Here is a 15,593-nt window from a genome sequence, read left to right as displayed (position 1 = left end):
GCATTGATAAGAAGGGCTATGTAATGGAAATGGCAATAGGTATAGGCATGTTTACCATTGTGGTATGCATCCTAGTAATGGTGATTTTACTCGCCAAACGTAAGTTAGTCAGTACCGCTGATGTCACTATTGGCATTAATGGTGATGCAAGTAAAAGCGTGACAACACCCGCTGGTGACAAGTTACTTAGCGCGTTAGCAGGAAAACAAATTTTTATTCCATCGGCTTGTGGCGGTGGCGGAACCTGTGGCCAATGTCGCGTTAAAGTAAAATCGGGCGGCGGTGATATTTTAGCCACTGAGCTTGATCATATTACTAAAAAAGAAGCCAAAGAAGGTTGTCGCTTGGCGTGTCAGGTTGCCGTGCGCACAGACATGGAACTTGAAGTTGACGAAGAAATCTTTGGGGTTAAAAAATGGCAATGTGAGGTTATTTCAAATAATAACCAGGCAACCTTTATTAAAGAATTGCTATTAAAAATTCCTGATGGCGAAGAAGTATTATTTAAAGCTGGTGGTTATATTCAAATTGAAGCGCCTGCTCATGTAGTGCGTTATGCCGATTTTGATATTCCTGAGGAGTATCGTGGCGACTGGGTTAAGTACGGCTTATTCGACTTAGTGTCTACCGTTGATGAAGACGTTTTACGTGCTTACTCAATGGCAAACTACCCAGATGAAAAGGGCCGTATTATGCTTAACGTGCGTATTGCGACCCCGCCAAAAGAGGGCTTACCTCCGGGTAAAATGTCGTCGTACATCTTTAATTTAAAAGCCGGCGACAAGGTCACGATTTCAGGACCCTTTGGTGAGTTTTTTGTCAAAGAAACCGATGCTGAGATGGTGTTTGTTGGCGGTGGTGCGGGTATGGCGCCAATGCGTTCACACATTTTTAATCAATTAAAAAGTGTTAAAACCAAGCGTAAAATGAGTTTTTGGTACGGCGCTCGTTCAACTCGTGAAGTGTTTTATCAACAAGACTTTGATCAATTAGCTGCCGAAAATGATAACTTTGTCTGGCATGTAGCGCTGTCTGATCCGTTGCCAGAAGATAACTGGACGGGTTACACCGGCTTTATTCATAACGTGCTGTATGAGAACTACTTAAAACAGCATAAAGCGCCAGAAGATTGCGAGTTTTATATGTGTGGCCCGCCAATCATGAATGCATCAGTTATCGCCATGCTAGAAAGTCTGGGTGTGGAGTCTGAAAACATTTTACTCGATGACTTTGGCGATTAGTGCCAATGTATTTGAGGCGTTAACCGATTCAGTGTAGCGGTGAGATAACAAAAATCCCCAAGCGCGTTAAGCGCTTGGGGATTTTTTATGTGCTTGATGGTGTTTATCGCATTAACCTAAGCGGTCTGAAAAAGTTAAATAGCGCATGACTTCCACTTTATTAAAACTCAGTTCTTGGCCATTTTGCTCACTCAATAACAGATTCTCTCGAGCATAGCGTCTAATCGTTGTAGGACTTTTATCGAGTATTTCGCAGACTTCATCTAAAGTTAAATAATCATTGTCATTCATATTCTTCTCCATCCTTACCGGTTGCTTGCTAGAGTCTTTTACATCGTTAATCTATTGCTTCGTTTCGCTATTATCTCGTATTTCGTATTTCGTATTCCGAGCTCAGAGGCTTAATGTTGGCTGTTATGCATCATCACATTGGTGATTATTCTGGTTGTTGGTGCGGTTTGAGGCTTGAGTGCGACTTGGTACATCGCCTCCGCAACTGTGTTTGCATCAATCGGTTGAAACTTGCGTAATGGCCCAATGAATAGCCAGCCAAGAATGCTAAATAATGTTTGTCCAATCCCTTCTAAAAAACGCCCTTGAGCGCGCTCGCCTAATAATAAGCTAGGTTGGAAAATATTTAACACAGGCAATGCCATAGCCGTTAACCCTTGTTCGACTTCACCTTTAATCCGATTATAAAACACGGTTGATTTGGCGCTAGCGCCTTGCGCGGTAACCACCATAAATTTAAGTGTGGGATTATTTTGCACCAGGCATAATTTAGCAAAGGCGAGTACCGCAAGTTTATCGACTTGAATAAAGGCTTCTTCGCTACCGGCTTCTTTTATGGTGGTACCGAGGCAGCAAAACGCATGGTCGATTTTTTCTGATAAGGTTAACTCACGTAACTCATCAATTTGGCAGGCAATAAATTGCACTTTTTCAGCGCCAAATTGATGCTCAACCAGTGCAGGTGTTGAACGTCCAATCACGATAACTTTGCTGTACTGTTCACTTTCAATTAATTGGCTCAGTAACGCATTACCGACTAAGCCAGTCGCGCCCATTATCGCTGCAATCATATAATCCTTTATTATGCTAAAACGTTGAACTCATGCTATTGACTGTAATCTGTCGGCGATAGGGATTCAATAAGAATATTTGTATAGCATTTTTAGTGATGTTTGTTAGCTTATAGCATTATCTCAATCGGCTCATTTTAAGGACATGTTATGACAGCGCATTTGCCGCTTACCGATTTTATAGAATACCCGCAAGATGAAATGCTTAAACGTGCCCAAGATAACTATCAAGAGGTTAAGCGTCGTCACTCTATTCGGGCCTTTTCCGATCGCGCAGTACCGCAAGCCATTATTGAACAATGTATTTTAGCTGCAGGCACAGCGCCTAATGGGGCTAATCATCAACCTTGGCACTTTGTGGCGATTAATAGCCCTGAGATAAAAGCACAAATCCGTCAACAAGCTGAAGCGTTAGAGCAGGCTTTTTATGCTGGCCGCGCTGGAGAAGAATGGTTAGATGCGTTAAAACCATTAGGTACAGATGCAAATAAACCTTATTTGGAACATGCGCCCTGGTTGATTGCGGTGTTTAGTCAAAAACGCAGTGAGGATGAAGGCGAGCAAAAGACCAATTATTATGTACATGAGTCTGTGGGTATCGCGACTGGTTTTTTAATTCAGGCGCTTCATCATGCCGGGCTTGGTACATTAACCCATACGCCTAAACCCATGAGCTTTTTGAGCAAAGTATGCGGTCGAGACAACGATAACGAACGGCCATATATGTTAATTATTGCCGGTTATCCTGCCGACAATGCCACGGTTCCACAGCATGCAATGGATAAAAATCACTGAATGAAATGTGTGACTTTTTGTAAATAGACCAAGGCAGTCACAGCCATGCTTTCGGCCGAGGTGTGATTGCTATTCGTGACGGTGTTTCACGCTATAAAGTATTAAAAGGAGTTAATATGAAATTATCAAGCACGGTACTGACGTTGGCTTTGGGTGGCATGATGTCGATGTTGGCTGAGGCTGACAACCAAGATACTCAATCGGCTCAGGGCGATCTCGTTGAGTTGTCGATTACACTTAATGAAGATTCAATTGGGTTAAGTTGTTTGCCAAAAACAGAAGCGGCCAGTGTTACTGCCGATTGGGTTGTAGAATGTAATAGTTTGGCTTATTCGTATCTGAGCGCTAAATCCGCGCAAGGAATGATGTTTATGCGCCAAATTAATAAAAAGCCATTTGGTATGGCAGCCGATTTTATTGCAACCAATTTAATGCAAAATCCGGCAGGGTTTAAAGCGGCACATATCTCGCAAGAATTCGAGTTTACGACTAAAAAGACCTAAAGCATTGTTAAAGATTAAATAAAAAGCGCCTTCATGGCGCTTTTTTATTATTTGTATAACGACGGTGAGCCTTTAACTGGCCGAGTTTTAAATCGTCGATGGAGCCACATGTATTGGTTTCGATTGCGATTAATTAATTGCTCAACAATTTGATTACCGCGAATGGCGTCATCGGTTTCGTTGTCGCCGGGGAAGTTGTCGAGCGCAGGCATAATTTCGAGATTATAGCCTGTGTCGTCGGCGTTACGTTCAACAAAAAAAGGCAATACATTGGCTTTACCGAGTCTAGCCAGTGAGGTCGCACCGGTAATGGTTGCCGCATCGGGCACGGCAAAAAACGGGATAAATACTGCGCTTGAACGGCCAAAGTCTTGATCGGCGGTATACCAAATAACATTCGGGGCGCGTAAGCTGCGGATCATTTGGCGGACATCACGTTTGGGCACTAGGCCTTTATTTGAGCGCAACCGACCTTTTACCTGCAAATATTCCATCACCGGATTGTTATGCGGGCGATATACCCCAATACCGGGCGCAAATTGGCCAAAGATACGCGCGCCCATTTCAAGTGGTAAGCAATGCACCGCAAATAAAATCACCCCTTTACCACTGTCTAGGCTGTCGCTGACATGTTCGGTGCCTTTGATGGTCATGTGTTGTTGAATACGATCATTTGACCACCACCATGCGTTAATGGTGTCGAATAACGCTTTGCCGGTTTCTTCAAAGGTGCGGTCGAGGAGCTCTTGCTTATCTGTTTCGCTCATGTCTGGAAAACATAAATCAATATTACGACGGGCGGTATGAGCACGACTTTTAGCCAATTTTTTAACTAAGCGGCCAATGGCGCTGCCCATTTTCATTTGCCAGCGCAAGGGCAGCAATAACGTAGTGCGCATTAATAATACGCCAAACCACATAGGCCAATGTTTAGGATGATATAAATCAGAAGAAAATTCGGCTTTTTCGACCACAGATAACTCGTCTTGTTCTCAAAAATTATTTGTTATTCTAACTCATTATTCTGCTGAAAATTAGGTACAATTGCGGTTAAATTTTTACAACACAGTGAATACACAATGAAGGTTTCTCTCCCAGCGTTTGAAAACGCGCGTATTTTAGTGATTGGGGATGTAATGTTGGATCGCTATTGGGTGGGTCCAACGGGACGCATTTCTCCCGAAGCGCCTGTGCCTGTTGTTAAAATTAACCAGATTGAAGATAGACCTGGCGGCGCTGCCAACGTGGCATTGAATATTGCCGCTCTGGGCGGACATGTTCATTTAGCCGGCCTCGTCGGCCAAGATGAAACTGCCGAAGCGTTAACTCAAGGGGTTAAAGTGTTTGGTGTTGAACCGCAATGGTTAAGCGTTGCCGATAAGCCCACGATTACAAAATTACGAGTATTGTCTCGTAACCAGCAATTAATCCGTTTAGATTTTGAAGAATTGTTCGATAAAGCCAGTAGCCAAGCGCTGTTTGACCAAAGTGAATCGATTTTAGATAACGTAGATGTGTTAGTACTGTCTGATTACGCCAAAGGCGCGATTCACGAACCTAAAGACTTTATCGCCAAAGCCCGCGCGAAAGGCGTGACAGTATTGGTCGACCCTAAAGGCCATGATTTTGCCCGCTACCATGGTGCGTCACTTATCACACCAAACATGAGTGAGTTTGAAGCCGTAGTGGGTACCGTAACCGGTGAAGATGATCTGATTGAAAAAGCGCAGGCGTTAATTAAGCAACATGACTTTAAAGCCATTTTAGTGACTCGTTCTGAAAAGGGCATGACCTTGGTGTCTAAAGATCAGCCTGAACTGCATATTCCAACTGTTGCCCGTGAAGTGTATGACGTGACAGGCGCCGGTGATACGGTAATTTCTGCATTAGCCACATCGATTGCTGCAGGTGCGACATTGGCACAAGCGTGTGCCATCGCCAATACTGCTGCTGGTGTAGTGGTAGGTAAACTAGGCACTTCGACAGTGAGCCGCATTGAGCTGATTCAAGCATTAGCGCTCAATAGTGGTGAGTCTGGTTTTGGTGTTATGACAGAAGATCAATTAGCGTATGCAATGGAGCAGGCCCGTTTGCGTGGCGAGCGTATTGTGATGACCAATGGCTGTTTTGATATTTTACATGCTGGCCATGTGAGCTATTTACAACAAGCTAAAGCCTTGGGCGATCGCTTAATTGTGGCGGTGAATAGCGATGATTCCGTAACACGCTTAAAGGGCCCTGGTCGCCCTGTGAACCCTGTCGATCGCCGTATGGCGGTATTAGCGGGATTAGCGTCTGTGGATTGGGTTGTGCCTTTTGCTGAAGATACACCGCAGCGTGTGATTGCACGGTTATTACCTGACGCACTCGTCAAAGGTGGCGATTATAAAGTAGAAGATATTGCTGGCGGCGCAGAAGTGATTGCTGCCGGAGGCAAAGTGGAAGTGCTTGGGTTTGAAGAAGGCGTATCAACCACTGCAATTATCCAAAATATTATGTCGAAAAAATAGTTGATGGTTAAACACTGGCAATGGTTATTCATCGGCCTTATCGGTTACTGCACTAGCATTGCCAGTGAAACCTTATCTACTCAATCTACACCAACTGCTCAGCTTAAGCATACAGTCACGGCGTCATTGCAAATAGATGCTGTTACTGTATCGCCTCATTCACAAGGGTACTTCACCGATATCGGCATCAAGCGTGCATTAATTTGTCATTTGCCTCAATTAACCGCTTGCTTGCATTTATTGCCCCAAGCCCTGCAACAGCAAGGTGTATTTTCGCCGCAAGCTATTCGTGCTGCCATGGGGTATAAAAGTGCGATGGTGTTGTCGGCTGTTGATGAGCATATTGCCGGTATCATTGTGGTTAATCCAACAAAAGACATTGTCGAGCAAAGTGGCTCGATAGGGTTAACGACCTATCAATTGCCTTTACCCCAGCAAGCACAATTAACCCTATGGCATGAGATAGGACATTTACACAATATACGTCTGCAAAACCATATTTTACCGAGTTCATTAACCAAGTATCAGCATGAATGGCTGGCCGATTTATATTTACTGTGGCGAATTGCACAGCACTATTCTCAGCTTGATCTCGCGTGGCAACAATTTCACCGCCGTAATCTGGCGTTAATTAACGATAGCGGTAATTTATCTCATTGGAGTGCGCCGCAACTGCAAATTGTGTTAACTCACTATAATATTGAGCAATTACAGCATTTTATTCGGTACGATGATTTTATTGCTGAAGTGTATCCGTTAATGCCTTTATGGTCGTCACGCGACATGGGAGAGTTTTCGAGTTTAGTGCAACGAACGTTTGGTGCCGGTGTTGTCCAACCGTTACCCGGCTATATGTTTTGGCGTCAACCTAAGCTAGTTGAAGTGTTATCACCAACACTTGAACAGCTGATGGGCAAAGATGCGACGCAGCAATGGCTACAAAATCAGTTCAATACAATTCAATAATTTGTAACTCTTTGTGACTCAAAAAAAACACATCATATTTTATTGCCCGCCAATCATTTATCAGACAATTTCTATAACCTTTGATTTTAAAGGGGTAAACCATTAGTTATCGCGATAATGTTCTGTTTTAGGCTGCCTTTCTGGATATTGTACGGTTAAATATGTTGTAAATTTGCTAATTCTTAGCAGAATTTTCTAGTATGGTCTGGTAAGCTCTTGCACCAAAATAATTAGAGAGACTATGTTTATGGCCAAGCGTTCACGCGTTGAAACTGAGTTAACCGTTAACCAAATTTTAGACGAAGCCTTTAAGCAAATCCTCACGATTGGTTTTGAGGCCATGTCTTATACCACCTTATCAGCAGCGACTGGGGTAAGCCGAACTGGTATTAGTCATCATTTTCCACGTAAAACGGAATTTTTAGTGCGTTTAGATGAGCGCATAGGGCAGTTTTTCATTGAGGGATTAGATTTTTCTTCAATTGAGTCATTACAGCAATCTTGGTATGCATTGATGCAACAACCCGAGCGGAAAGCCGTATTACAACTATTTTTTAGTTTGTGCGGTAGTGTTGATGACAATGTAAAAACGCTGAAATCGCTTAACATGGCAAAAGAGACTGCTATCAGTCATTTTGCTGAGGCAGGTAGCCAATGTGTTGAGCAACTAATTGGACACAGTGCAATAGCACTGTTACACGATGGAAAAACTGCGCAATAAGCCATTGATCGTAGAGTAGATAATTTGGCTAAATAGTCATTTTACCTTGTAAGTAACACATCGGTGTTTAAATTGGCGAAATGATCAATAAAACACCGACATACCATGGCCTGAAGTGCAGCAATTTACGGGTTAAATTGAGTGTAAAACAGGATAGTAAAATGGTAAAAAACGCGAGCTGCACACCAAAGTGCAGCTCGCGTTTTTTTGTTTGGGTATTATACCAATCTGCATTAATAAGTGACCACTCAGAATGCGTCCAGCGCTTTTTGAGTACCGCGCAATGGTATTAAATACAATTAACGCTGTTTTCTACTTTCATAGGCGTCACACAATAGTTGTGCTTTTTCATCGTCATATTCACGTAAGCCACTCAACACTAACGTTTTCATCCCGCTACCAATCACTTTACCTTCGCTTTGCAGCTCAAAAGTTAGGGTGACATCACCACGCTTGCCATTAATGACCAGGGCCTGGTCAACGAGGTGTAAGCTCATGGTGGTAAAGTCAAAGTGGTCAAGATGGAACGACATGCTTTCGTAAATCACCAGTGGGCGGTCTGGATTAATCATCACTTGATGTTGCTTCATCATTGGCATCAACACATGAATGAAGTTAAGCCCTGAAAACGCCACATAGCTTTTAATGAATGCCGCAGTTTGTACATCGCACTTGCATACCTCACCTTGGCGTTCAATGTGCAGGTATTCTTTACCTTTGGTATCGCAAATACTGAATTTGTCGGTGACACCTTTATCAAGATGCAGTTCGACATTATCACCCACCATGCCGGCAAACTTAAACTTCATATTCGCGCTTAAACCGTATTGCGTTAATACCAAGGCAAAGAGTAAGTCACCAGGCACACAAAAACGCTTGGCGCCTACGTCATGGATAGGGTTAAAGTCTTCAGCCTCTTTTTTGGCAAAGTCACTCGCCTGCTGGGCAGAGATAAACACGCTTTGATCTTGCTGAGTAAAATACGGTGATAAAAACATAAAGAATAATTCTTATTGGTCAGTTGTCTGCTATCGCACAGCAGCGGTTTGTTACTGATTATGCAGCAATAAACATGCTTTTGGGCAACAATATATTAATAAAATAGCTAATTGAGCCAGAGTGTACTTTAAAACATCAAATAAACTCACCCGATGACTAGGGCTTGTCTCGCACTTAAGTTCAGTTTGTCGATAGTTTGTCGGTTATGCAGGTGCGTTTTGGCATGAGCATAAATGAATTGTGCTGCGCAGTTATACAACGTCTTGTTACCAACGGGAAGTTTCTTAACTGGTGTTAGGCGCCTAGTGGCCAATTTTTACCAAAATAAAAAGTTGTGTTTGCCGTGATTTTTGACGCTATACATGGCTTTGTCTGCTTGCTCGCACACGTTAGCAAACTCATCGAGTTCGTCGAATAAACTGATGCCTATGCTCAATCCGATACTTATTGTTTCGCCGTTGAGTTTGAGTGGTTTTCGATATAGGTCCAGTAGCCTGTTGGCCATCTGGGTTAATACATCAATATCATAACATTGGGTTAAAATGACAAATTCATCACCACCAAAGCGGGCAATATGAAAACTATATTGTTTACTTGCTGTATCGGGTGGCGAAAACAGCTGTTGGCATATGCGAGTGAGATCTTTGGCAATATGAATAAGCAAACTGTCGCCATAACGATGGCCTAAATGGTCGTTAATGATTTTAAAGCCATCAAGATCGATAAAGCATAATGCGCCGAGGTGGTGTTTATCTTGTTGTTGTTTTTCATGCTTAAAGGCGGTCACTATTGCCGTACGATTGAGTAAGTTAGTGAGCGGATCTCGGTGGGCGAGTTTGGCTAAATCTTCTTCGTAACGCTTTTCTTTGGTGACATCAATGTGCGTTCCCATAATGCGTAATGGGTTGCCATTAATGTCATGTTCAATAATGCGGCCACGGTCCGATACCCATGCCACAGTGCCATCTTTGTGGGTCATGCGGTGCACTGCTTCATAGGTTTCAGCTTTGCCAGCGACGTGACTTTCAAATGCTGCTATCACCCAGTCTTTATCTTCTGGGTGTAAGTTGTTTTTCCAGCTGTCGATATGGGCAGGGAGTTCTTGACGAGTAAAGCCGAGCAGATTGCCCCATTGTTGATTAAAAATGGTCAAATTACCGCTAGGGATGTGTTGCTCCCACAGACATAACCCAGTGCCATCAAGGGCAGCATTGAGTTGCTCATTTACCCGTTTGTTCACTAAGGTAAGGTGGCTATTCTCTCGCTCTAATTGCTTAATTTTGAGCTTACATTGTTCAAGTTCAAGCTGCAGCGGAGTCATGTTGTCCTGCAATGCCATTGATAACCGATAATCCTTTTAAGTCATATTTGCCTAGTTTAGCGAATTTTGAGGTAAAAAAATACCAGCTAATGAGCTGGTATTTTAACTGATAACGTCAAGCGTTAAAGTGCTTTTAAAATCGCTTCTACGCTGTCTTTGGCATCGCCAAATAACATTTGGGTATTGTCTTTAAAGAACAATGGATTTTGTACACCGGCATAACCGGTATTCATTGAACGTTTAAAGCCAATCACGTTTTGTGCTTTCCACACTTCGAGTACAGGCATACCCGCGATAGGGCTGCTTGGATCTTCCATAGCCGCAGGGTTAACCGTATCGTTTGCGCCAATCACTAAAACTGTATCGGTGTCGCTAAAGTCTTCGTTGATTTCGTCCATTTCGAGCACGATATCGTAAGGCACTTTAGCTTCTGCCAATAGTACGTTCATGTGGCCGGGTAAGCGCCCTGCAACAGGGTGAATACCAAAGCGAACCTTAATGCCTAATGCACGTAACTTTTTAGTGATTTCAGCGACTGGATATTGCGCTTGCGCAACTGCCATACCATAACCTGGGGTGATGATGACTGAGTCCGATGCTTTAAGCATATCAGCGACATCTTCAGCGGTAGTTTCACGGTATTCGCCCACAGTGTCATCACCCGTTGATGCCACGCTATCGTTACCAAAGCCGCCGGCAATTACTGAAATAAACGAGCGGTTCATGGCTTTACACATAATGTAAGACAGAATCGCACCTGACGAGCCCACTAAGGCACCGACAACAATCAGTAAGTCATTTGATAGCATGAAGCCCGCTGCTGCGGCTGCCCAACCTGAATATGAGTTCAGCATTGACACTACCACTGGCATATCTGCACCACCGATAGATGCCACTAAATGCCAACCAAATGCAAAGGCGATTAGGGTCATCAAAATGATGGGCGTTACTGCGCCGCCAGCTTGAACAAACATCACCATCAAAATGAATGAAACCACTACCGCAAGCAAATTAAGCTTGTGGCGGTGCGGTAACATTAATGCTTTTGATGAAATCAGCCCGCGTAATTTAGCAAACGCCACAATCGAACCGGTAAAGGTCACTGCACCGATAAACACGCCTAAAAACACTTCAACCAAGTGAATGTTGAGCATGGCACCGGTTAGGTGTTCGGATTGTTGTGCTGCGTTGGCTTCAATAAACGCCGCTTTGGCGCTAGCGAGAGTGGTATTCAGGTCTTGCCCTAATACCAACACGACTTCAGACACTTCATGGGGCTGAATATCAATAAAGCTGTTAAAGCCTACTAATACCGCAGCTAAACCAACAAAGCTGTGCAAAATGGCGACCAGCTCCGGCATTTCAGTCATTTCGACTTTCAATGCTAAGCGGATACCAATTGAACCACCAATGACCATGGCGAGAATAATCCATTCTACGCCGCTCGTAGCAGGATTGAGTATGGTTGCAATAAGCGCAATCGCCATACCAATAATGCCAAATAAATTACCATTTTTAGCGGTTTCTTGTTTTGATAACCCAGCTAGGCTGAGAATAAAAAACACCGCGGCAATGATATAAGATGCTGTAACCAGTCCTTGAGACACGATATGACTCCTTAATCTTTACGGAACATCTTCAGCATGCGCTGAGTGACGGTAAACCCGCCAAAGATGTTGATACTGGCGATAAGCACCGCAACAAACGCAAGCGCCGTGACTAATGCTGAACCTTGACCTATTTGCAATAACGCGCCCACCACAATAATGCCTGAAATGGCATTGGTGACCGACATTAGTGGGGTATGCAATGAGTGCGACACATTCCACACCACGTAATAACCCACCACACACGATAGGATGAATACGGTGAAGTGTGATAAAAACTCCGCCGGTGCAACCGACGCGACAGCAGCAAAGCCTGCAAGCCCTAACGCGCCTAAAATATACTTAAGTTTTGACGGTGCCTTTTCCACTTTTGCCGCTTTGGGTTCAATACTCGCGGCAGGTTTTTGTGGCGCAGCTGATACTGAAATTGCTGGTGGTGGGAAAGTAATTTCGCCGCCACGGGTCACAGTCATATTACGCATAACCACATCATCAAAATCGAGCACGGCATTACCGTCTTTGGCTTTACACATTAACTTCATCAAATTGACTAGGTTAGTGCCATAAAGTTGTGACGATTGCGCCGGTAAACGACCCGGTAAATCGGTGTAACCCAATACCTTAACGCCGTTGTCGGTAATAAAGCGCTCACCAGTAACGGTATATTCACAGTTACCACCCGTCGCGGCTGCTAAATCGACAATCACTGACCCCGGTTTCATGGTGTCGACCATGTCTTTAGTGATCAGCTTTGGCGCAGGACGACCAGGAATTAACGCTGTGGTGATGATGATGTCGACATCTTTGGCTTGCTCGGCAAATAATGCCATTTCAGCGGCAATAAACTCATCTGACATGACTTTGGCGTAACCGTCAGATGATCCGCCTTCTTTATTTTCAAATTCAAGCTTTAAGAAACTGCCGCCCATTGACTCAATCTGCTCAGCGACTTCTAAGCGAGTATCAAATGCGCGTACGATGGCCCCTAAAGAGCCAGCAGTGCCAATAGCGGCAAGACCGGCTACACCAGCACCAATAACCAACACTTTGGCGGGTGGCACTTTACCTGCAGCGGTAATTTGTCCGGTAAAGAAACGACCAAATTCGTGTGCAGCTTCAATCACCGCGCGATAGCCACCAATGTTAGCCATTGACGATAATGCGTCTAGCGATTGGGCGCGTGAAATACGCGGCACCATGTCCATTGCCATTACGGTAATATTTTGACTTGAAAGTTTTTCAACTAACTCAGGGTTCTGTGCTGGCCAAATAAAACTGACCAACGTCGTGCCCGGTTTCATTTTTTTAATTTCGTCATCGGTGGGTGCATTCACTTTAAAAATAAAGTCAGCGTCGAACACATTGTCGACTACCTCAGCCCCAGCGGCTTCAAATGCAGCATTATCAAAGCTCGACTTCACACCTGCCTGTGCTTCGACTGCCACACTAAAGCCGAGTTTTTTTAGTTGTACCACAGTGGCTGGAGTCGCCGCGACTCGAGTTTCACCTTCGATACTTTCTCTCGGTATTCCAATCTGCATGACTGTTTCCTGATGGTTAATAAAAGACCGTCTATTGCTTTCCCCATCAATAGACCATTGTGTTTGAGTATTACTAGCTTCACATGGGCACTTATAGGATAGAAAAAGTGCAGCATATGACCATTGAAGTCGGGTAAACTATTTAACCAATGGCATTGCTATGACATCGCGATATCATATTCATATGTCGTTTTACTCAGAGAACAATCAACCTGATAGTTTTTCATTAGTTAATTGGACCTCCTAGCTTGCGACATGAGGCGTGTTCGGTACAAGTGCCTTTAGGCTAATTCCTTGGTTTTAAATTGAGGTAATTTAAAAACTTTTAACTCCGCCACACTTTTGTAGCCTAAAAAAACACCTTTGCATATTCCTAAATGGAATAAAAAATTATCTTTTATTCTTTTTTGGTTTTCGAACCTAGTAGTAAGCTAACTCACATTACACTGTTATAAGGCCGTCTTATGTTGTTAAAAGAACTCTCAGCGCTAGCATCGCCATTGTCTCAAGGGCAAGTCGACAAGCTAAAACAATTCACATCAGAATTATCGTCTGTGCAACTTGCATGGGTTAGTGGTTATTTGGCAGCAAGTGCAAGTCAGGGCCAAACAGCAGGTGCGCCTGTTGCAGAGACTTCTGCAGCACAAACAGTAACCATTTTATATGGCAGCCAAACCGGTAATGGCCGTGGTGTTGCGCAGGCATTAGCCGCTAAAGCACAGGCACAAGGTTATGCTGTTAACTTAACCTCAATGGGCGAATACAATGTCCGTCAATTGAAGCAAGAAACAGTGTTACTGCTTGTTGTCAGTACCCACGGCGAAGGTGAAGCACCTGATGATGCCATTGAACTGCATAAGTTTTTAGCCTCAAAGCGCGCGCCTAAATTAGATAACCTACATTACTCGGTTTTAGCATTAGGCGATTCAAGCTACGAGTTCTTTTGCCAAACCGGTAAAGACTTTGATGCGCGTTTAAGTGCATTAGGTGCCAAAGCACTTTTGCCTTTAGTTGAATGCGATGTTGATTACGAAGATGCCGCGGCGCAATGGCAAGACAGTGTCGTCGAAGCGGCGAAGCCTCATATTCAAACCTCAGGTGCCAGCGTAACCGCTATTGGTGCAACTGCAGTAGTAGGTGAAAGCCAATACACCAAGCAAAATCCATACAGCGCAGAAGTGCTTGTAAGCCAAAAAATTACCGGCCGTGATTCAGACCGTGACGTACGCCATGTTGAAATTGATTTGGGCGAGTCAGGATTAAGCTATCAAGTGGGTGACGCGTTAGGCGTGTGGTTTAGTAACAACGAAGCCTTAGTTGATGAAGTGATCAACGGCCTTGGTTTAGGCGCTGACGAAAACGTTACTGTATCTAAAGAATCGTATTCATTAAAAGCGGCATTAACAGACAAAAAAGAACTCACTCAGTTATACCCAGGCCTTGTTAAGTCTTGGGCTGAGTTAAGTGGCAATGCTGAACTTGCTGCCATTTGTGAAGATAAAGAGCAAACCAGACAGTTTATTTTAGCAAATCAATTAGCCGACTTAATTGCAGCTTACCCAGCCAAAGTCAGCGCGACACAGCTTGTTGATATGTTACGCCCATTAACGCCACGCCTATATTCTATTGCTTCAAGTCAGGCAGAAGTTGAATCAGAAGTGCATTTAACCGTGGCGCTTGTTGAAGATGAACGTCAAGGTCATGCCCGTTTTGGCGGCGCATCGCACTTTTTAGCGTCAGCTGAAGAAGGCCAACAAGTTAACGTTTATGTTGAGCCTAACAACCACTTCCGCTTACCAGAAAACCCAGAGACACCTGTGATTATGGTGGGTCCTGGTACTGGTGTTGCGCCATTCCGCGCCTTTATGCAGCAACGCGCCGCAGACGGTGTGTCGGGCAACAGCTGGTTATTCTTTGGTAACCCACACTTTGAACAAGACTTTTTATACCAAGTTGAGTGGCAGCAGTATCTTAAAAACGGTGATTTATCACGTTTAGATGTGGCATTCTCACGCGATCAAGCTCATAAAGTGTATGTGCAGCACCGCATAGCTGAGCAAGCTCAAGCATTATGGCAGTGGCTGCAAGACGGCGCCCATGTGTATATTTGTGGTGATGCAGAGCGCATGGCCAAAGACGTACATCAAGCATTAGTGAATATTGCGGTTGAACAAGGTGGCTTAAGCGCTGATGACGCCGAAGCATACTTTGAAACACTGCGTAGCGAAAAACGTTACCAAAAAGACGTGTATTAAATTCGGTCTAGGTCAGTTTTCAATACCCAATCGCACTAATGAATTGAACAGA

At 44.0% G+C, this 15,593-nt stretch carries 13 protein-coding genes and 1 pseudogene; 7 read left to right on the top strand and 7 right to left on the bottom strand.

The annotated features are described in order from the left end of the window. Positions 1-23: 23 nt before the first annotated feature. Complete coding sequence (gene nqrF, locus ACROAE_RS13545) at positions 24-1,241, top strand: NADH:ubiquinone reductase (Na(+)-transporting) subunit F (RefSeq protein ID WP_432402588.1); 1,218 nt, start codon at positions 24-26, stop codon at positions 1,239-1,241. A gap of 111 nt (positions 1,242-1,352) precedes the next feature. Here the strand turns inward: nqrF and ACROAE_RS13540 are convergent, their stop codons facing one another. Then, the gene (locus ACROAE_RS13540; protein ID WP_432402586.1) at positions 1,353-1,532 is read right to left on the bottom strand and encodes a helix-turn-helix domain-containing protein; all 180 of its coding nucleotides are present in this window, start codon (positions 1,530-1,532) and stop codon (positions 1,353-1,355) included. Positions 1,533-1,642: 110 nt separating this feature from the next. Beyond that, positions 1,643-2,323 carry a nucleoside-diphosphate sugar epimerase gene (locus ACROAE_RS13535; RefSeq protein WP_432402584.1) on the bottom strand — a complete coding sequence of 227 codons (681 nt, stop codon included), beginning with the start codon at positions 2,321-2,323 and terminating at the stop codon, positions 1,643-1,645. Between the two features lie 150 nt (positions 2,324-2,473). Here ACROAE_RS13535 and ACROAE_RS13530 point away from each other — a divergent pair. Both ACROAE_RS13530 and ACROAE_RS13525 read left to right on the top strand, forming a co-directional pair. After that, positions 2,474-3,141 (top strand): annotated as a pseudogene (locus tag ACROAE_RS13530) (nitroreductase family protein). A 93-nt stretch (positions 3,142-3,234) separates the two neighbouring features. Continuing rightward, positions 3,235-3,621, top strand: a complete 387-nt coding sequence (locus tag ACROAE_RS13525) for a hypothetical protein (protein WP_432402582.1) — start codon at positions 3,235-3,237, stop codon at positions 3,619-3,621. A gap of 47 nt (positions 3,622-3,668) precedes the next feature. Here the strand turns inward: ACROAE_RS13525 and ACROAE_RS13520 are convergent, their stop codons facing one another. Further along, on the bottom strand, positions 3,669-4,595 hold the full coding sequence (locus ACROAE_RS13520) for an LpxL/LpxP family Kdo(2)-lipid IV(A) lauroyl/palmitoleoyl acyltransferase (protein WP_432402580.1): 927 nt from the start codon (positions 4,593-4,595) through the stop codon (positions 3,669-3,671). Between the two features lie 105 nt (positions 4,596-4,700). On the opposite strand from ACROAE_RS13520, the gene hldE reads away from it, so the two are divergent. The 3 genes from hldE (at position 4,701) to ACROAE_RS13505 (ending at position 7,818) form a co-directional block, all read left to right on the top strand. Further along, entirely contained in the window at positions 4,701-6,131 is a 1,431-nt protein-coding gene (gene hldE / locus ACROAE_RS13515; protein ID WP_432402578.1) for a bifunctional D-glycero-beta-D-manno-heptose-7-phosphate kinase/D-glycero-beta-D-manno-heptose 1-phosphate adenylyltransferase HldE, read from the top strand. 3 nt (positions 6,132-6,134) lie between these two features. Next, on the top strand, positions 6,135-7,097 hold the full coding sequence (locus ACROAE_RS13510) for a hypothetical protein (protein WP_432402576.1): 963 nt from the start codon (positions 6,135-6,137) through the stop codon (positions 7,095-7,097). A gap of 247 nt (positions 7,098-7,344) precedes the next feature. Beyond that, positions 7,345-7,818 carry a TetR/AcrR family transcriptional regulator gene (locus ACROAE_RS13505; protein ID WP_432402574.1) on the top strand — a complete coding sequence of 158 codons (474 nt, stop codon included), beginning with the start codon at positions 7,345-7,347 and terminating at the stop codon, positions 7,816-7,818. A 299-nt stretch (positions 7,819-8,117) separates the two neighbouring features. Here the strand turns inward: ACROAE_RS13505 and ACROAE_RS13500 are convergent, their stop codons facing one another. The 4 genes from ACROAE_RS13500 to ACROAE_RS13485 all read right to left on the bottom strand — a co-directional run bounded on the left by ACROAE_RS13500 (position 8,118) and on the right by ACROAE_RS13485 (position 13,286). Then, positions 8,118-8,816 carry a DUF3581 domain-containing protein gene (locus tag ACROAE_RS13500; protein ID WP_432402572.1) on the bottom strand — a complete coding sequence of 233 codons (699 nt, stop codon included), beginning with the start codon at positions 8,814-8,816 and terminating at the stop codon, positions 8,118-8,120. A gap of 317 nt (positions 8,817-9,133) precedes the next feature. After that, positions 9,134-10,156: a diguanylate cyclase domain-containing protein gene (locus ACROAE_RS13495; protein WP_432402570.1), complete on the bottom strand. Its 1,023-nt coding sequence runs from the start codon at positions 10,154-10,156 to the stop codon at positions 9,134-9,136. A gap of 104 nt (positions 10,157-10,260) precedes the next feature. After that, positions 10,261-11,745 carry a Re/Si-specific NAD(P)(+) transhydrogenase subunit beta gene (gene pntB, locus ACROAE_RS13490; protein ID WP_432402568.1) on the bottom strand — a complete coding sequence of 495 codons (1,485 nt, stop codon included), beginning with the start codon at positions 11,743-11,745 and terminating at the stop codon, positions 10,261-10,263. 11 nt (positions 11,746-11,756) lie between these two features. Then, entirely contained in the window at positions 11,757-13,286 is a 1,530-nt protein-coding gene (locus ACROAE_RS13485; protein ID WP_432402566.1) for a Re/Si-specific NAD(P)(+) transhydrogenase subunit alpha, read from the bottom strand. Positions 13,287-13,750: 464 nt separating this feature from the next. Between ACROAE_RS13485 and ACROAE_RS13480 the strand changes: the two genes are divergently transcribed. Continuing rightward, positions 13,751-15,541 carry an assimilatory sulfite reductase (NADPH) flavoprotein subunit gene (locus ACROAE_RS13480; RefSeq protein ID WP_432402564.1) on the top strand — a complete coding sequence of 597 codons (1,791 nt, stop codon included), beginning with the start codon at positions 13,751-13,753 and terminating at the stop codon, positions 15,539-15,541. Positions 15,542-15,593 lie beyond the last annotated feature (52 nt).

This window comes from Shewanella sp. MF05960 (assembly GCF_050849305.1).
Lineage (GTDB): Bacteria > Pseudomonadota > Gammaproteobacteria > Enterobacterales > Shewanellaceae > Shewanella.
This window is presented reverse-complemented; position numbering and strand designations above follow the sequence as displayed.